14 protein-coding genes are annotated in these 17,776 nt (G+C 70.8%); 3 read left to right on the plus strand and 11 right to left on the minus strand.

The features are described from left to right. Positions 1-15: 15 nt before the first annotated feature. The 3 genes from nadD to ACYVMZ_RS04045 form a co-directional block, all read right to left on the minus strand. On the minus strand, positions 16-735 hold the full coding sequence (gene nadD / locus ACYVMZ_RS04035; RefSeq protein ID WP_461075457.1) for a nicotinate-nucleotide adenylyltransferase: 720 nt from the start codon (positions 733-735) through the stop codon (positions 16-18). Between the two features lie 123 nt (positions 736-858). Beyond that, positions 859-1,023 carry a hypothetical protein gene (locus ACYVMZ_RS04040; RefSeq protein WP_461075459.1) on the minus strand — a complete coding sequence of 55 codons (165 nt, stop codon included), beginning with the start codon at positions 1,021-1,023 and terminating at the stop codon, positions 859-861. 157 nt (positions 1,024-1,180) lie between these two features. Further along, positions 1,181-1,342: a hypothetical protein gene (locus tag ACYVMZ_RS04045; protein ID WP_461075461.1), complete on the minus strand. Its 162-nt coding sequence runs from the start codon at positions 1,340-1,342 to the stop codon at positions 1,181-1,183. 125 nt (positions 1,343-1,467) lie between these two features. Between ACYVMZ_RS04045 and ACYVMZ_RS04050 the strand changes: the two genes are divergently transcribed. Next, a complete protein-coding gene (locus ACYVMZ_RS04050) occupies positions 1,468-2,589 on the plus strand; it encodes a M48 family metallopeptidase (RefSeq protein WP_461075463.1) in 1,122 nt (373 codons plus the stop codon). A gap of 320 nt (positions 2,590-2,909) precedes the next feature. On the opposite strand, the gene ACYVMZ_RS04055 is transcribed toward ACYVMZ_RS04050, so the two are convergent. From ACYVMZ_RS04055 to proB, 5 genes are all read right to left on the minus strand, one after another. Then, positions 2,910-3,980: an SCO2583 family membrane protein gene (locus tag ACYVMZ_RS04055; protein WP_461075465.1), complete on the minus strand. Its 1,071-nt coding sequence runs from the start codon at positions 3,978-3,980 to the stop codon at positions 2,910-2,912. Positions 3,981-4,092: 112 nt separating this feature from the next. Continuing rightward, positions 4,093-4,668, minus strand: coding sequence for an SCO2584 family spore wall biosynthesis protein (locus ACYVMZ_RS04060; protein WP_461075467.1), 576 nt, complete (start codon positions 4,666-4,668; stop codon positions 4,093-4,095). A gap of 126 nt (positions 4,669-4,794) precedes the next feature. Next, complete coding sequence (locus ACYVMZ_RS04065; protein WP_461075469.1) at positions 4,795-6,081, minus strand: glutamate-5-semialdehyde dehydrogenase; 1,287 nt, start codon at positions 6,079-6,081, stop codon at positions 4,795-4,797. A gap of 109 nt (positions 6,082-6,190) precedes the next feature. Then, positions 6,191-6,649 (minus strand): hypothetical protein, encoded by a 459-nt coding sequence (locus ACYVMZ_RS04070; protein ID WP_461076333.1) that lies wholly within the window; start codon positions 6,647-6,649, stop codon positions 6,191-6,193. A 494-nt stretch (positions 6,650-7,143) separates the two neighbouring features. After that, positions 7,144-8,250 carry a glutamate 5-kinase gene (gene proB / locus ACYVMZ_RS04075; RefSeq protein ID WP_461075471.1) on the minus strand — a complete coding sequence of 369 codons (1,107 nt, stop codon included), beginning with the start codon at positions 8,248-8,250 and terminating at the stop codon, positions 7,144-7,146. A gap of 233 nt (positions 8,251-8,483) precedes the next feature. Between proB and ACYVMZ_RS04080 the strand changes: the two genes are divergently transcribed. Both ACYVMZ_RS04080 and ACYVMZ_RS04085 read left to right on the plus strand, forming a co-directional pair. Then, positions 8,484-9,899, plus strand: a complete 1,416-nt coding sequence (locus ACYVMZ_RS04080; protein ID WP_461075473.1) for a polysaccharide pyruvyl transferase family protein — start codon at positions 8,484-8,486, stop codon at positions 9,897-9,899. A gap of 253 nt (positions 9,900-10,152) precedes the next feature. After that, positions 10,153-12,159 carry a hypothetical protein gene (locus ACYVMZ_RS04085; protein WP_461076335.1) on the plus strand — a complete coding sequence of 669 codons (2,007 nt, stop codon included), beginning with the start codon at positions 10,153-10,155 and terminating at the stop codon, positions 12,157-12,159. Between the two features lie 109 nt (positions 12,160-12,268). On the opposite strand, the gene ACYVMZ_RS04090 is transcribed toward ACYVMZ_RS04085, so the two are convergent. The 3 genes from ACYVMZ_RS04090 to ACYVMZ_RS04100 form a co-directional block, all read right to left on the minus strand. Then, on the minus strand, positions 12,269-13,489 hold the full coding sequence (locus ACYVMZ_RS04090) for a glycosyltransferase family 2 protein (RefSeq protein WP_461075475.1): 1,221 nt from the start codon (positions 13,487-13,489) through the stop codon (positions 12,269-12,271). A 244-nt stretch (positions 13,490-13,733) separates the two neighbouring features. Then, positions 13,734-15,842, minus strand: coding sequence for a hypothetical protein (locus ACYVMZ_RS04095; RefSeq protein WP_461075477.1), 2,109 nt, complete (start codon positions 15,840-15,842; stop codon positions 13,734-13,736). 180 nt (positions 15,843-16,022) lie between these two features. After that, complete coding sequence (locus tag ACYVMZ_RS04100; RefSeq protein ID WP_461075479.1) at positions 16,023-17,519, minus strand: D-ribitol-5-phosphate cytidylyltransferase; 1,497 nt, start codon at positions 17,517-17,519, stop codon at positions 16,023-16,025. Between the last annotated feature and the right edge of the window lie 257 nt (positions 17,520-17,776).

Here is a 17,776-nt window from a genome sequence, read left to right on the forward strand (position 1 = left end):
GGTGCCCCTCTCGGCTCACTCGCCGCGGTACAGCTGGCGCTTGTCGATGTAACGCACGACTCCGTCCGGCACCAGATACCAGATGGGGTCGCCCTTGGCGACTCTCGCACGGCAGTCGGTGGAGGAGATGGCGAGCGCGGGGACCTCGACGAGGGAGACGCCGCCCTCCGGCAGCCCGGGGTCGTTGAGGTGGTGGCCGGGCCGGGTGACCCCGATGAAGTGCGCGAGGGAGAACAGCTCCTCGCTGTCCCGCCAGGTGAGGATCTGGGCGAGGGCGTCGGCGCCGGTGATGAAGAACAGGTCCGTGTCCGGGTTGAGCGCGCGCAGGTCGCGCAGGGTGTCCACGGTGTAGGTGGGGCCGCCGCGGTCGATGTCGATGCGGCTCACGGAGAACTGGGGGTTCTCGGCGGTCGCGATGACCGTCATCAGGTAGCGGTCCTCGGCCGGGGAGACCTTGCGGTGGGTCTTCTGCCACGGCTGGCCGGTCGGGACGAAGACCACCTCGTCGAGGTGGAAGGCCGCGGCGACCTCACTGGCCGCCACGAGGTGCCCGTGGTGGATCGGGTCGAAGGTGCCGCCCATGACGCCGAGGCGGCGCTTGCCCGATGCCGAGGGGCCGCTTCCGGAGTCGGCGGCACGGCGGGGTGCCGTGCGGCGCTCGCCGCTCACCGCGTCCTGTGCCGTGTCGTTCGGCGTGTCGTTCGCCGGACCGGTAGGCATGTCCTGCTCTCCCATGCGTGCAGACCCTACCGGCCCGGCCTGAGGGCCACGGCGTCCCCCGAGCTCTCGGCTTCGCTCGAGCAGGGAGGTGCCCCCATGATCCCCCCGGGGCGTCCCGCGCAGGGGCGCTCCGCGGGCTCAGCGGTCGCGGTTGAAGCGGGTGGTGATCCACAGCAGGAGCAGCAGGATGAACAGCGCGGCGCCGCCGGTGAGGTAGGGGCTGATGCTCTCGTGGTTGCCGCTGTGCTCCTGGCCCTCGGCAGCGAGGGTGACCAACTGGGCAGCGGTGCTGTGGAAGCTCATCTTCGGCAGGACCTATCACGTGTGGGCGGGATAAAGACGTCGGCTCATCGTAAGCGGGGTGCCCGACGACGATCACGCCGACTCCGCCCTTACGGCACACGGAGCCGCCACCGGGTCCGGCGGCGCGCGGACCCGGCGGGGGAACCTTCCCGGTGCCTCAGTCGTCCTTTTGTCTGTAACCGCGCAGCAGGAACCACGCGGTCAGCACACAGCCCACGACCATCACGATCAGGACGACCCGGAGCAGATTCCCGGCCCCTTGCTGCTCCGCGGCGCTCGCGGCCTCGGTGAGCCAGGCGGCTGGGGGGTTGCGCTCCATGACGCGGTCTCCTTCGCTGTACTGCCCGTCCACGGTATCTCCGCCTAGGCTGGGCTCTGCCTCGGGGACGCAAAGGGCCGCACAAGGGTCCGCAAAGGTCCATCCACACGCACATGGGGGAAGACATGTCCGACGGCCATGAGCACAACGGGCACGAGCACGTGCCGAGCAGGCAGCGCAGGCGCTTCCCCGGAATCTCCTCGCGTGCGTACGAGCATCCGGCCGACCGCTCCGCCCTGGTGGCGCTGCGCAGGCTGAGCGGCTTCGACACGGTGTTCAAGGCCCTCAGCGGCCTGTTGCCGGAGCGCAGTCTCAGGTTGCTGTTCCTGTCCGACTCGGTCCGCGTCTCGGACCAGCAGTTCGCGCATCTGAACGACATGCTGCGGGACGCCTGCTACATCCTGGACCTGGAGAAGGTCCCGCCGATGTACGTCAACCAGGACCCGCAGCCGAACGCGATGTGCATCGGCCTGGACGAGCCGATCATCGTCGTCACCACGGGGCTCGTCGAGCTGCTCGACGAGGAGGAGATGCGGGCGGTCATCGGCCACGAGGTGGGGCACGCGCTGTCCGGGCACTCGGTCTACCGCACGATCCTGCTGTTCCTGACCAGCCTGGCCGTCCGGGTGGCGTGGATCCCGCTCGGCAACTTCGCGATCATGGCGATCGTGACCGCGCTGCGGGAGTGGTTCCGCAAGTCGGAGCTGTCCGCGGACCGTGCGGGACTGCTGGTGGGCCAGGATCTGCAGGCTTCCATGCGGGGCCTGATGAAGATCGCGGGCGGCAACCACCTGCACGAGATGAACGTGGACGCGTTCCTGGCGCAGGCCGAGGAGTACGAGGCCGGGGGCGACCTGCGGGACTCCGTCCTGAAGATCATGAACGTGCTGCCCCGTACCCACCCCTTCACCGCCGTGCGGGCAGCCGAGCTGAAGAAGTGGGCCGAGTCCCGGGACTACCAGCGGCTCATGGACGGCCACTACCCGCGGCGGGACGAGGACAAGGACACCTCGGTGCGGGACTCCTTCCGGGAGTCCGCGTCGAGCTACGCCAGCAACGTGAAGGGCTCCAAGGACCCGCTGATGAAGCTCGTCAGCGACATCGCCGGCGGCGCCGGGGACCTGGGCGACCGGGTGCGCCGCGGCTTCGGCGGCTTCACGGCTTCCGCCCCGAAGCCTCCTCAAGGCCCGGAGAGCCCGGGCCCCTCGGACACCCCGGACGACCGTCCACCGCGCGACGAGGGCTGAGACACCGGCGCCGCGCGTCCAGGGCGGGCCCCGAGACCCGCAGGACCACCGGGCCCGCTCCTGCGTATCCGACCCGCCGCTCGGTGGCCAGGGCGGCCCCCAGAGGCCCAGGCCGAAGGGCCCGCTACGCACCCGGGCCCGGCGTTCTGCCCTACCTGCGCACGGCCACGCCCCGGCACGGCTCACCCACACCCCACAGCCACGCCCTGGCAGGCACCCGCTCACCTCTCACAGCCCCGGCAGGGGCCCGCCCACACCTCACGGCCACGCCTCGGCAAGCACCCGCTCGCCCCTCCCTCCCAGCACCCGGCAGGGGCCCGCTACACCCTCGGCTGTGCGCTCGTCGCCAGTGAGCCGCACAGGGCCGTGGCGCTGCCCGTGGCGTACGGGTCCGTGCCGGCGGGGCCGCCCTCCTTGGCCGTCTGGCCGGCGAGCAGCGGGCGCAGGTGGTTCGTGGAGTCCTCGGCGCAGGACAGCGGGCCGGCCTGGACGTAGGAGACGACGAGCTGGGCCTGGTGGAGGCGCAGGTCGTCGCGGTCGAAGCGGAAGTGCAGCTCGCGCCGGACGGTGAAGAGGGAGGCCTCGGCCTTGTCACCCGAGCCGGGCGGCCGCAGCGCGTAGACGAAGGTGTGGTCCGCGGTGACCTCGAGGGTGGACGAGTCGGCCTCGGCGGCCTGCAGGGTGCCCTGGACCCGGATCTTCCGGTCGGCCAGCTCGGCGCGGGAGGGGTCGATGCGCACGAGCCATCCCGTGGGCGCGTGCCGGCCGTCCGCGGTGGGGCGCGTGAAGCTCTGGTCGAACTGGTCGAGTTGGTCGGGGTCGAGGAGCACGCGCGCGGAGCGGACCTGCCCGCCGGTGACCGCGTCCGGGTCGAGCGCGGACCGGACGATGTAGTCCTTGGCGGTGGTCAGGGCGGTCACGACCTGGCTGTCCGAGAAGTGCGCGGTGCGCCGGGAGGCGGGCAGCGGTATGCCCTCCGCACCGACCCGGAACTGTGCGGCGGGACTGCGCGCGTACAGTTGTTCGACGTCGGCAGTGCCGGGCACCTTGCCCTGGGGGGCGAGCGGGATCACGGTCATCCGCAGGGGCTCGGCGGGTTTCTGGGCGGCGGGGGTCTGGTACGGGTGCCGTACGCCCATGTAGATCGCCGTGCCGAAGGCGAGGGCGATCAGCACGACCAGGATCAGCGCCTGCCGGGACAGGCCGCGGCGCAGGGGCGGGCGGCGGCGTACGGCGGGTGCGTGGTCGGCGATGCGCTCCTGGGCGGAGTACTCCTGCAGGCGGGCAGCACGGACGAACGATTCGTCGAAGACGACGGACCGGTACTCGTCCTCTCCACCTCCTGGGACTCCCTCGGGTGTCCCCTCAGGCGGGTCTCCAGGCCCTCCCATATCTTCAGAGTAGGTCGCCGGGAGGCCAGGTAAACGCCCTGCTACACGACAAGTTCTGACAGGTTCTCAACAGGATCGCCCGGGTATCGCCGACGGGTCCGCCGGGCTCCGTTCAGGGGCTGGGGGGAAGCACCGAGACGGCCGGCTGGGAGTAGTCGGCGGACGCGGAGGGGGTCGCCGTGCCGCCCTGTTCCAGGCCGGTCGAGGCGGGCGGCGGAACCTGGTCCTCGCGACTGGAGGAGGCGCCCCGGTAGACGGCCGTGAAGGCCAGCGCGACCATGCCGATGCCCATCACGAGGGCCAGTATCCAGGCGACGGGTCGGTGCCAGCGGACCTGCTTGCCGTACGGCCCGGTGGCGCCGTAGCGGTCCTCCAGGACGTCGGGGTCGTCCAGGTCGTCGAAGTCGGGGTCATGGCCGAAATCGCCGCGCTCGTCGGAGCCGTACCCGTCGTCGTAGCGCTCGCCTCTGGCGTGGGCCCGGCGTGCCTCGGCCTCGGAGGCCTCCGCTCTCGCCTGCGCGGCGGCCAGGAGGCGTTCCACGGCGGTCGGCTCGTGCACCACGGCCGCGCGTACGAAGGCCTCGTCGAAGACCACGGAGGCGAACTCTTCGTCCGACACCCCGCGGTCGTGGTCGTCGTCGGGCTCCCAGCCGTCAGGGAACGGCGTGCCCCCCACGTCCTCCGGCACGGATCCAGAGTAGACCTGGGGGATCAATTTGGGCAGACGGTATGGAAATTCATCCGGCTGGTGAGACGGCTTTCACGCGGTTCCGTACGGCGCGCGCGCCGCCCACGGGCGCCTGCCGCCCGCGCCTCAGCGCCGTACGTGCCCGTCCCCGGTCACGATGTACTTCGTGCTGGTCAGCTCGGGCAGACCCATGGGTCCGCGGGCGTGCAGCTTCTGCGTGGAGATGCCGATCTCCGCTCCGAAGCCGAACTGGCCGCCGTCGGTGAAACGGGTGGAGGCGTTCACCGCGACCGTGGTGGAGTCCACCAACTGGGTGAAGCGGCGGGCGGCCTGCTGGGAGGTGGTGACGATGGCCTCCGTGTGGCCGGAGGTCCACAGCCGGATGTGCTCCACGGCCTTGTCCAGCGAATCCACCACCGCCGCGGCGATGTCGTACGACAGGTACTCGGTCTCCCAGTCCTCGGTCGTCGCCTCCACGACGGTCGCCTTGGAGTCCTTGGCGTACGCCATCACACGCTCGTCGGCGTGCACGGTCACTCCGGCGTCCGCGAGGGCGTCCAGGGCGCGGGGCAGGAACTCGGGGGCGATGTCCTGGTGGACCAGCAGGGTCTCGGCGGCGTTGCAGACGCCGACCCGCTGGGCCTTGGAGTTGATCAGGATCTCGACGGCCATGTCGAGGTCGGCCGCCGCGTCGACGTAGACGTGGCAGTTGCCGGTGCCGGTCTCGATGACCGGGACGGTGGACTCCTGGACGACGGTGTTGATCAGGGAGGCGCCGCCGCGCGGGATCAGCACGTCGACCAGGCCCCGGGCGCGCATCAGCTCACGCACACTGTCCCGGCTCTCGCCGGGGACCATCTGCACCGCGTCGGCGGGCAGGCCCGCCCCGCCCACCGCGTCCCGCAGGACGCGCACGAGCGCGGTGTTCGACTGGTACGCCGAGGACGAGCCGCGCAGCAGCACCGCGTTGCCGGACTTCAGGCACAGCGCGGCGGCGTCGACGGTCACGTTGGGCCGGCCCTCGTAGATGATCCCGACGACGCCGAGCGGCACGCGGACCTGGCGCAGGTCGATGCCGTTGGGCAGCGTGGAGCCGCGTACGACCTCGCCGACCGGGTCGGGCAGCGCGGCCACGTCGCGCACGTCGGAGGCGATGGCGCGCACCCGCTCCGGGGTGAGCGTGAGCCGGTCGATCATGCCCTCGCTGGTGCCGGCCTCCCGGGCCTTGGCCACGTCCTTGGCGTTGGCCTCGACGATCTCGCTCGTACGAACCTCCAGGGCGTCCGCGATGGCGAGCAGCGCGTCGTCCTTCTCGGCCCGCGGCAGCGGAGCGAGGGTCGCTGCGGCGGCCTTGGCGCGGTAGGCGGCCTGGGTGACCGGGGACATCGAGTCGTACGGCGAAAGCGTGGTCATGAGGGAAGGGTAGTGCGCCCGCGAGGCCAGTTCACCGGCCGTTCCACACCCCGAGACAGGATGAAGCGTCCCAAACCCCGCGAGGAGGTCGGCAAGCCCCGAGCGGGGATCAAAAGGGGTGGACTCCGACCGGCGACGCCGGTGGCGGCCCGTAGCCCTCGGCGATGCGCTGGTGGTAGGTCGCACGGTCGATGACCTCCAGGCCGACGATCTCCCAGGGCGGCAGCCCCGCGGTCTGCCGGTGCTCGCCCCACAGGCGCAGGGCGACGGCGGCCGCGTCGTGCAGGTCGCGGGCCTCCTCCCAGTACCGGATCTCCGCGTGGTCGCCCGCGTATCTGCTGGTCAGCAGAAAGGGGTGGTCGTGGGCGAGCTGTTCCAGGGCGCGCCGGACCTCTTCCAGCGGGGCTTCCCGGCCGGAGACGCTGAGGGTGACGTGCCACAGACGCGGGATGTCCTCCGGCTCCTCGCCCGGGAACCGGTCCCCCGCCGCGACGCTCGTCAGGGCGCGCTCCTCGCCGGCCGCCCGGGAACCGGCACCACCGCGGGACGCCGTCGTCCCTGGGCGCACTCGTCTCACGACGGCCTCCTTTACACAGCGGTGCTCGTGCGGATTGGGTCCCTGAGACAAAGTTGAGCAGCCCGCAAGGGATCGCGTGGCGGTTTTGCGGAACGTCCACCACCGGGGTCGGACGTTTCGGCCCATTGCGGGCTCCCCGTACGGGCCTCTCCGGATCTCCCGTACTGATCCCTCCGGACTCCGCACGGATGCCTCCGGGACTCCCCACGACTCCCCGCAGGCATCCGCCACGGCCCCCGAACGGATCCGCCACGGACCTCCCTACGGATGCCCGCCGGACTCGCGCGCCACGGACCTCTGCACGAATCCCCTCCGGACCCCCGCACACATCCGCCACGGCCCCCACACGGATCCACCACGGACCTCCATACGGGCCCCCGCGGCCCCCGCAGAACCCCCTCCGGCCCCCGCACGGCCCCCGAACGGAGCCCCTCCAGACCACCGCACGGATCCCCCACGCCCGGACGGATCCCCCACGGACCCGCCTACGGATGCAGAAGCACCAGGTCGTCCCTGTGCACGACCTCGCGTTCGTACGCCGGCCCGAGCTCGCGGGCGAGTTCCCGGGTCGAGCGGCCGATCAGCCGGGGGATCTCCTTGGCGTCGAAGTTGACGAGCCCGCGGGCCACCGCGTGCCCCTCGGTGTCCCGCAGTTCGACCGGGTCGCCCGCGCTGAACTCGCCCTCGACGGCGGCGATCCCGGCCGGCAGCAGCGACTTGCGGCGCTCCACGACCGCCCGTACGGCACCGTCGTCCAGCGTCAGCGACCCCTGCGGGGTGGACGCGTGCTGCAGCCACAGCAGCCGGTCGGCGGAGCGCCTGCCGGTGGGGTGGAAGTAGGTGCCGGTGTCCTGGCCGGTCAGCGCGTCGGCCGCGTGGATCGCGCTGGTCAGCACCACGGGGATGCCGGCGGCGGCCGCGATCCGGGCGGCCTCGACCTTGGTGACCATGCCGCCGGTGCCGACGCCGGCCTTGCCGGTGCTGCCGATGTCCACACCGGCCAGATCCGAAGGCGCCCGTACCTCCGCGATCCGCGACGTACCCGGCTTGCTGGGGTCTCCGTCGTAGACGCCGTCCACGTCGGAGAGCAGCACCAGCAGGTCGGCGCGGACGAGGTGGGCGACGAGGGCGGCGAGGCGGTCGTTGTCGCCGAAGCGGATCTCGTCCGTGGCCACGGTGTCGTTCTCGTTGACGACCGGGAAGGCGCCCATCGCGAGGAGCTTGTCGAGGGTGCGGGAGGCGTTGCGGTGGTGGGATCGGCGGCTCATGTCGTCGCTCGTCAGCAGCACTTGGCCGACGCGGACGCCGTAGCGGGCGAAGGAGGCGGTGTAGCGGGCGACGAGCAGCCCCTGGCCGACGCTGGCTGCGGCCTGCTGGCGGGCCAGGTCCTTGGGGCGGCGGCGCAGGCCCAGCGGGGCGAGGCCGGCGGCGATGGCGCCGGAGGAGACCAGGACGATCTCCTTCTCCCCGCCGCTGCGGACCTTGGCGAGGACGTCGACGAGCGCGTCGACCCGGTCGGCGTCCAGACCGCCCGACGCGGTGGTCAGCGAGGAGGACCCGACCTTGACGACGATCCTGCGGGCTTCGCTCACAGCCTGCCTTGCCCCTGCCACCTGTGCTCTTTCCCCTCGCGCGCGTCCGCTTCCCTGTCCGGCAATCTACGCGAAGTGGATCGGGAGGCGCGCATCGGTCCAGCCTCCGGACAGGGTCCGGCAGGCGCGCTGCGTAACTGTTCGTCCCTCTTTGCTCACGTGCCGCTTACGGCAAAAAGGTTGCGTTGGTTGCCTATAGAAATCAAAGACCTCGCAAACATATCTTTAACGTTGTGCCACACAACGTTCGCAGCGTAAAGCGGATCCTCCTCCGCTCGGGGAAGAGCCCCTACGACGTCGTGCCCGTGGAGGACGCCCTCCACCGTGACGTGATCGCCACCAACTCCGGCAACCTCATCTTCAGCGACGCCGCGCACAAGATTCTGGAGACACCGCACACCGAGGTGGTCTCGAACGGCATACGGACGGACGTGGCCGCGGCGGGCCGGATCAACGAGGAGTACGACGCCTTCGTCGTCCCGCTCGCCAACGCCTTCCGGCCGTCGTTCGAACCGCAGCTGAAACGGCTGACGCGGCTGATCAGGAAGCTGAAGATCCCGGTGGTCGTCCTCGGTGTCGGCGCGCAGGCCGGGGTGAGCTACAACCCGGCGCGGCTGAAGCCGATGGAGCCCGCCGTGCGCGACTTCGTCTCGGCGGTGCTCGACCGGAGCGCCTCGATCGGGGTGCGGGGCGAGTTCACCGAGAAGTACCTGAACGACCTGGGCTTCCGGGACGTGGAGATCATCGGCTGTCCGTCGCTGTTCCTGTACGGCAAGGAACTCGCCGTACAGAAGCGGCACTCGGAGCTGACGGCCGACTCCCGGATCGCGGTCAACGGCTCGCACAACGCGGTGCAGAAGCAGGGCCTGGACCGGATCATCCGGCAGACCCACGCCCGCTACCCGCACCTGCGTTTCGTCGGCCAGAACCTCAGTGACGCACGGCAGTTGCACTGGCGGGACCTGTCCGACCCGAACGGGCGGGTGACGGCGATGCCGACACATCCCGACCACCCGATGTACCGGGAGGACAAGGTCCGCGTCTACATCGACCCGGTCACCTGGATCGACGATCTGCGCGCCTTCGACTTCTCCTTCGGCTCCCGTATCCACGGCAACATCGCGGCGCTGCTCGCCGGTACGCCCGCGACCGTGCTGTGCGGCGACTCGCGCACGCTGGAGCTGTGCCGCTACTTCGACATCCCGCACCGGCGGATCGACAAACTGCCCGAGGACATCGACCCGGCACGGCTGTACGAGGAGGCCGACTTCTCGGCGCTGACGGGCAATCACCAGGCGCGCTTCGAGCGGTTCACGGCGTTCCTGGACCGCAACGGGCTGGAGAACACCTTCACGCACGGCGACGGCGGGGCGGCCTTCGAGGCGCGGATGCGGTCGCTGTCCTTCCCGCCCGGCATCCGCCCCTGGAACGACACCGATCTGGCCTCGCTCACCTCGCGGTTCGGCTGGCTGCACAGCCGTGTCACCGAACTGTCCACGGACAACGACCGGTTGAAGCGGGAGCTGGCCCGGGCCAAGGCCGGCGCCAAGGGCACCGGGAGCACGCCCGTGACGAGCTCGGTGTACCGCCGGGCGCGGCGCGTGGTGGGCCGCCCGCTGCGGCGGGCGCTGCAGGCGGGGCGGCAGTAGGGAGCCCATAACATCCGGCGGTCACTCCAGGGCCGGAAGGACACGCGCGTGTCGTCCGGAGGTCGGTACGCGTTAACCCGGGCGCCCGTCCCGCGACGAACCTGGAGTGACCGCAGTGCCCGTACCCCTGCCCCGGCGACGGCAGCCGACCACTCGCCGCCCGGCCCCCGACCCACAGCACACGCCCGCCCCCGCCGGCCGGTCCCTACGGCTCCCCCGGCGGCCGGCCGCCGCCAAGGCGCTCGTCACGGTTCTGCTGGCCGCCGCCTACGGCGCGCAGGCCGTGGCGGCGCTGCTGCCGCACGTGCCGCTGCTGCTCGCCGCGACCGCCGCGTCGCTGGCCGCCGAGGGCGTCCTGTACCGGTGGCAGCGCGGCATGCTGTCACTGTTCGCGAAGTCGCACGCCGACCTCACCGTGCGGCATGTGCTGCGGGACCTGCTGCTGGTCGTGGGGCTGCTGCGGCTCGGCGAGCAGGAGCGGGAATCGGTGTACGCCCCGCTGGTCGCCGCTCTGCTCGTCTTCTACGCGCTGCACTGCGCGATCCAGGCGGTCTCGGTGCTGGTGCGCCACACCCGGACGCTGCCGGTGGTGACCCGGAACATCGACGCCTCGGCGCTGCGGCTGTCCCCGGCCCCGCCCGTGCTGCTGCGCCGCCCGGGCCACCGGCTGCTCGCCTTCGGCCTGCCCGCGACGGCCGGGCTGCTCGCCACGGCGGTGACCGACGCACCGCTGTACGGCGCCCTGGGCCTCGCCGTGTCCCTCGGCCTGGCGCTGGCGGGCCTGGGCGTGCTGCTGCTCCGGCTGCTGCCCGGCCGCCGTCCGGCCGGTGAGCAGGAGGTGCTGGAGTGGTTCGACGGGTGGTTGGCGGCGTACCGGCCGACGGTCGGGCTGTACTTCTCCGGCGGTGCGTCCTCCGCGTACCAGGCGAACATGTGGCTGGAACCGCTCGCCGAGCTCGACGGGAAACCGGTCATCATCCTGCGCGAACGCTTCATGGTGCAGAAGATCGCCGCGACCGACGTCCCGATCGTCTGCCTGCCGAAGGTGTCCACGCTGATGCGCCTGGAGCACTCCACGCTCCAGGTCCTCATCCACCCGTCGAACTCCGGCAAGACCTCGCAGGTGCTGCGCCTCCCCACGATCAAGCACACCTTCGTCAACCACGGCGAGAGCGACAAGCTGTCGTCCTGCAACCCGTACGCGAAGGCGTACGACGAGGTGTGGGTGGCCGGTCCGGCGGCGCGGGAGCGGTACGCGCTGGCCGACGTGGGCATCGAGGACAAGGACGTGGTGGAGATCGGCCGCCCGCAACTGGACGCCGTAGAGCCGTACGCGGGCCCGCCCGCCGGGCCGTTCACCACGGTGCTGTACGCGCCGACCTGGGAGGGCTGGGACGGCAACCCCGGCAACACGTCGGTGATCGAGGCCGGGGAGAACCTCGTACGGGCGCTGCTCGCGGACCCGGGTGTGCGGCTGCTGTACAAGCCGCATCCGCTGACGGGGTCGGTGGATCCGCGGGCGGGCGCGGCAGACCTGCGCATCCGGGAGCTGATCCGCGCGGCGAACCGGGAGCGGGTGGGAGCGCGGCCCGCTGCCGACGGCGGTGAACTGGCCCGGCGCACCGCGGAGTTGGACCGCCTCACCACGGCCGTGTTCCGTTCCGGGGCCGACCAGGTCGAGCGAATGCTGGTGCAGTCCGCGCCGGAGCCGGGGCGGGCGGAGGCGGTGGCGCGGGCCACGGCCGCCTGGGAGGAGGCGTACTGGGCCTCGCTGCCCGAGGGGGAGCACCAGGTCGTCACGGACGCCCGGCCCGCGCTGTACTCCTGCTTCAACCAGGCGGACCTGCTGATCAGTGACGTGTCGAGCGTCATCAGTGACTTCCTGGCCAGCGGGAAGCCGTACGCGGTGGCGAACACCAGCGGGCTGCCGGAGGACGCGTTCCGCCAGGCCTGCCCGACGGTGGCGGCGGCGACCGTGCTGACGCCGGACGCGGCGGGGGTGCCGGAGCTCCTGGAGACGGTCCGGCACCCGGAGAGGGACGAACTGGCGTCGGCACGCGCCGCGTTGAAGCTCCGCCTGCTGGGCCCGGCCGAGCCGCCGTCCCAGGAGCGCTTCAACGCGGCCGTCCAGGCCCTGTGCACGGCGGCCCGGGAGCACCGGTCCCGGATGACGCAGCGCCTGGCGGCGGAGCTTCCGGGGCAGCGGCGGGCGGCCGGTGAGGAGCGCGTGACCGCGCGGGAGGCCGAGGCGGCGCGGTAGTCCACCACTCCCCCCAGGAGGCCACCCGGAGCGGCGCTGCGCCCCGGGGCGGCGTCCACACTCCCGCGTCGACGCCCCGAAGCCCGTGTCGCCCCGCGGGGCGTATGGCTCAGGCCGCCGCAGCCGTCCCGCCCGGCCTGGCCCGCTTCGGAGAGGTCAGCATCCGGCGGGCCTTGCGGGTCGCGCGGCGCAGGAAGGAGTCGAGACTGCCCTCGCGGTAGCCGGGGAAGGCGCGGGCCTCGCGGGGCTCGGCGAGGTAGACGGAGTCGGGGATGCCCGCCGCGCGGTCGCGGAAGTGCGGGTAGACCAGGTAGAGGCGGCGGCCCTTCTTCTCCAGGAGGGCCGGGGCCTGCTTCTTGGCCCGGACGAACTCCACGACGTCGAGCAGGAGGTCGGGGCGCTGCTCGGCGACCAGGTGCAGTCGGAGGCGTTCGTGGACCTTGAGGCGGTGGGCGACGCCCTCGGTCCAGTAGGCGTCCATCAGGGGCTTCGCCAGGTCGAACTTGTGGCGCCGTATCTCCTCGCTGTCCTTGAGGTACTTGGGGCCGAACTGCGGGAGCAGCGTGACGAGGAAGGGGCGGACCATGAGCTGGTCGCGTCGGCCGCCGGCGGGCACCTGCTCGGCTATCAGGTTCATCAGGGCGCGCGCGGAGTCGAAGCGCAGGGTGTAACTGCCGCTCTTGGTCACGTGCTTGCCGTCGTCGCGGCCGACCAGGTAGTAGCAGGTGTAGTCCGAGATCACCGACACGCCGTTCGCGCGCAGGTACGCCTCCATGGTGAACAGCGCGTCCTCGCCGGTGAACAGCGACTCGTCGAACCGCATGCCGTGGCGGGTCAGCAGGTCGCGACGGAACAGTTTCTGCGCGCTGAGCGTGAACTTGATGTTGGAGGAGAAGACGTCGGTGCGCTCCAGCGTCCTGCCCCACATCGACTTAGGCGCGGTGCGGTTGACGCCCTCCACCTTGCCGAGGACGACGTCCGTGCCGGCGCGGTCGGCCATGGCGACCATCCGCTCCAGTGCTTCGGGCCCCAGCCGGTCGTCGGCGTCGAGGAAGAACACGTACCGCCCGGCCGCCTTGCCCAGGCCGACGTTGCGCGGGCCGCTGGGGCCGCCGGAGTTCTCCTGCCGGATCACCGTGACGGGCATGGGCGCGCGGTCGGCGAACTCCTCCAGGTACTCCCCCGTGCCGTCCGTCGAGCCGTCGTCGACGGCGATGACCTCGATGCGCTCCGGGCCGATGGTCTGTGCCTCGACGGAGGCGAGGCACTCGACCAGATACGGCATCGCTTCGTACGCCCCGATGATCACACTGACATCAGGCTGCGTCACGTTTCCCCCTTGTCAACGGGCTATTTCCCCGTATCGCCTCATTCGCTACCTAGAAGACGGGTGACCCCGGCAAGCGGTTGCCTCAAACCCTTGTTGTGGTGACTCACCTCACATGGTGAACCGACAGGAAGCACCGTAGGCGTCCTCGGTAAGAGCACCCATGGATACGGGTGAGGGCGGGGAAAGGGCTCGGCCCCGAGGGACATTCCTCGGGGCCGAGCCCTGTGTGAGGGCGCGGGGCTGGTCAGCCGGCGCCGACGCCGTCCGTGTCGCCGGCCGACGACACCCGCTGCCCGGGCACGGCGTTGGCCAGTTCCGCCTCGGCGCCGCCGGCCGCGGTGCGGCTCGCCTGGCCGACGTTGCGGGCCTCGGCCTTCAGGGCGAGGTTGGCGACGGCGGTGTTGAACTGGTCGATGGACTTGGGCTCGTCCGGGCCCAGCAGGTACTGCTTGAGCTCCTTGCGGTCCTCCGCCAGCGGGTCGGACGCGGGGTCGCGGACCGCGCCGAGCAGCTCGCCCAGCTCGACCGCGCTGTTGGACAGGATCACCGCGGCGCGCACCGCCGTGTTCTGCCGCTTGAACTCCTCGACGCCGAGCTCGGCGGAGTCGGTGACCGCGTACGGCTTGCCGCTCGCGATGAAGTCGGAGACCACGCTGGAGATGTCGGAGACCATCGCGTCGGAGACGTTGAAGCAGTCGTACAGACGCGGCTCGGCGCCGGTGATGACCCGGTGCTCCCAGGCGGGGAAGGAACCCCAGTAGGCGGTGTTCCACTCGGCGCGCAGCCGGGCGATCTCCTGGTGCTTGTGGACGTCGACGATGCCGTCGCGGGTGGCCTCGGCCTCGTCGCCCTTGTCGGAGCCGGCGCCCACCAGCTGGGCGATCCGGGCCTCGATACGCGCCATCTCGGCCCTGGCCTGCGCCTGGGCGGCGGCATCGGCGGTGAAGCGCGGGTCGGCGGCACGCTCGGCGGCGGCCTTCTCGACCAGGGCCGTGATCCGCTGGTGGGCGTCCTTGGCGTCCTTGCTGCGGGTGCCGGTGAAGGGGTGCGGCTTGTACAGGACGCGGACCGGCGGGTCGGCCGTGACCAGGCGGCGGACGATGTTCTCTCCGGCCAGCAGGATCGAGGTGTTGCCCGGGTTGTCGTCCCAGCCCTCCCAGGTCGGCGCGTACAGGACCGTGGGGATACGTCCCTCGGGCACGCCCTGCCAGGTCTGGATCGGGGCCAGCTGCGGGCGGCCGACCTCGACGATGTCCTCGTCGCGGACACCGACGTCGGCGATGGCGTAGCGGTCGCGGCCCGCGCGGCCGGCGGTCCACACCTCGTCGTACACCTTGCTGAACGGGTTGACGCTGGCGAGCTTGTCGCTGTCGCCGTGGCCGATGAAGACGTGCTTCATGGTGGGCACGCGCAGCATGTGGATGTTCTTGCCGACGTTCGCCGCGTACAGCGCGACCCGCACCGTGGACAGGTCCATGTTCATCAGGTGCACCCCTCCGGGCACGCAGATGACGGGGACCGTGGTGGGCGCCAGGTTGGCCAGGATGACCCGCTCGCGCAGGATGATCAGCGGCTTGGAGTCCAGCTGCTCCATGGTCTCCAGCCACATGTTGACCTGGTAGGCGGAGTCCTTGGAGCCGGAGAAGTACAGCACGGTCTCCGGCCGGTACTCGCGCAGCCAGTCGTCGACGGCGGCCAGGACCGCCTCGGCCTTCGGCGGGGTCTTCCGGCCGCGCACGTACGGCATGAGCGCGAGGACGTAGCCGGTGCTCAGGCCGAGGGTGATGCCGATGCCGAGGAACCCGAAAGCGGCCGAGTCCAGAGCGGCGGAGACCAGGATGCCGACGACCGCCGCGAGGTCGAGGTGGAGCATCTTCTCGGCGGAGCGGTGCAGCAGCCGGCGCGGCGGGGCGTCCGGGATGCGGATGCGCGACTTGAGATCCACGTTGCGGGTGGCGACCGGCATCCGGCGGCGGTTGCGGATCAGGGTGACCAGCGCGCCGTGCGGGGCCTGCAGGCCGTAGAAGGCGATGAAGCAGGCGATCGCCCCGTAGTAGATCAGGTTGTCCGCGAGGGACAGCCGGGCCAGCAGCAGGATCAGCAGCAGCTGCCGGATCAGGAAGCGGATCGACAGGCCGGCCCGCACCTTGCTGAGGCGGTTGATCAGGTAACTGCCCTTGCGGTGCAGATAGTGGTCCGCCAGGTACGTCACGGCGGCCGCGGCCGCGAAGGCGGGGACGCTCGGGACGAGCGCGGCCAGCATGAGGACGGGGAAGCCCGCCATCATGAAGACCGCCGCGGCCAGCTCGGCCGCGCTGCCCACCCGGGCGACGCGAATAGCGGTGGATATCACGGAGAACCTGCTCTGGGAGGGGGAGTGCCGGTTTTGTTCAGAAATGCGGCTGGTCTGTGAAATTTGCTGTGAAATTTACGAGACTACGGATTCAGGCCCCCGCGAACACCCTCTTAACGCCTGGACGTTAACGGGTGCCCGCAGAGGCCTGAATTACGGGAGTCTATATACCGTCAATTATTACACGCCGTCCTGACGGTCCAGTACCGAGGCCAGCGCCTGCTCGAAGCCGGACGCCCGGGCCGCGCCCGCCGTCGGGTCCTGCTGGCGGACGTCGATGACGTGGCCGGTCAGCTCCGACAGCAGCACGTCCAGCGAGGTGCGGGCCACGGCCTCGGAGGACAGCAGGGTGCCCGCGGGCTCCTGGCCGAAGGCCTTGGTGCGCATCGGGGTGGCGGTGCGCTCCGGGTTGATGCAGTTGACGCGGATGCCGTCACCGGCCCACTCGTCGGACAGCGCCTGGGTGAGGTTCACCATCGCGGCCTTGGTCGAGGAGTACAGGCTGTACTCGGCACGCCCGCGGGTGTAGCTGCTGGAGGTGTACAGCAGCAGCTGGCCCTTGGTCTCGGCCAGGTACTTGTACGAGGAGCGCGCGATCTGCACCGGGGCCAGGTAGTTGACCTTCAGCGCCTCCTCGATGGTGGCGTTGTCGGTCTCGGCGAGCTTGCCTATGCGCAGCACACCGGCGGTGTTGACGACGTAGTCGATGCGCCCGGTCTCGGCGTACGCCTTGGACAGGGCGTCGTCGACCTCCTCCGGGTTCTCGACGTGCGTGCCGGTGGTGGAGCGGCCCAGCGCGTACACCGTGGCACCGTAGGACTCGGCGAGTTCGGCGATGTCCTTGCCGATGCCGTAGGAGCCGCCGAAGACGACCAGGGTCTTGCCGGTCAGCAGCTCGCGGTAGGCCTCCTCGCCCTTCTGCTCGGGCGCGGCGGTGGAGGCGAGCTGGAACAGCTTGTCGGCGATGAAGACGTCGACGGGCTGGGTGACCTTCATGTTGTACTCGTCGCCCGCGACGACGTGGATCGGCACGTCCGGCAGGTACTTGAGTACGACGGAGCAGTCGTCGGTGGCCTGGAAGTTGGGGTCGCCCGCGGCGACCTCGTAGGCCCGGCGGATCGTGGACAGCTTGAAGGCCTGCGGGGTCTGGCCGCGGCGCAGGCGGGAGCGGTCCGGGATCTCGGTGATGAACTCGCCGTCCTCGCCGTGCGTGCGCGTGACGATGATGGTGTCCGCGGACGGGATGGCGACGTCCACGGCCTGGTAGCGCTCCAGCGCGGCGACGCAGTCGTCGATGACGCGCTGCGACAGCAGGGGGCGCACGGCGTCGTGGAAGAGGACGTTGGGGTCCTCGCCCTCGGCCAGGCCTTCGCCGAGGGCGGCGATGGCGCGCTCGGTGGTCTCGTTGCGGGTGGAACCACCCTCGATGATCCGCGAAACCTTCTTGAATCCGGCTTTCGCGACAATCTTCTCGACATCGGGCACATAACCCGGCGCCATCAGCACGATGATGTCGTCGATCGAGTCGGCCTTCTCGAAGGTGGTCAGGGTGTGCTCGATGACTGCCTTGCCGGCGATCTTCAGCAGTTGCTTGGGGATCGACAGACCCACGCGCTGACCGGTACCGCCGGCCAGGATCACTGCGGTGGTACGGGGCTTGGCTATGTGCTGGGACACAGGTGACCTACCTTGGGGCGACAGGGAACTTCGAAATGGTCCCACTTGTGGTTACCGCAGTGCAAGGTGAGCGACCTCCGCCGCATATGTGCGCGCAACCTGTCATTCACCTTGAACTCCTGGTGACGGTCAAACGGTTCCGCGGACGCCCCAGCAATTGCTGTGAGTAACTCCACAGGAGTTCGGCATTGCGCTGCGTGACGCCGAGTCGGCTCAGCGCCGCCGCAGCCGCTTCAGGAAGCGTGGCCGAGGACCTT

It is taken from the genome of Streptomyces deserti (genome assembly GCF_054782695.1).

Bases quoted from the DNA above. Each gene is read 5' to 3' on its own strand.
- nadD (WP_461075457.1), bottom strand. From the start codon at position 735: ATGGGAGAGCAGGACATGCCTACCGGTCCGGCGAACGACACGCCGAAC.
- ACYVMZ_RS04040 (WP_461075459.1), bottom strand. From the start codon at position 1,023: ATGAGCTTCCACAGCACCGCTGCCCAGTTGGTCACCCTCGCTGCCGAG.
- ACYVMZ_RS04045 (WP_461075461.1), bottom strand. From the start codon at position 1,342: ATGGAGCGCAACCCCCCAGCCGCCTGGCTCACCGAGGCCGCGAGCGCC.
- ACYVMZ_RS04050 (WP_461075463.1), top strand. From the start codon at position 1,468: ATGTCCGACGGCCATGAGCACAACGGGCACGAGCACGTGCCGAGCAGG.
- ACYVMZ_RS04055 (WP_461075465.1), bottom strand. From the start codon at position 3,980: ATGGGAGGGCCTGGAGACCCGCCTGAGGGGACACCCGAGGGAGTCCCA.
- ACYVMZ_RS04065 (WP_461075469.1), bottom strand. From the start codon at position 6,081: ATGACCACGCTTTCGCCGTACGACTCGATGTCCCCGGTCACCCAGGCC.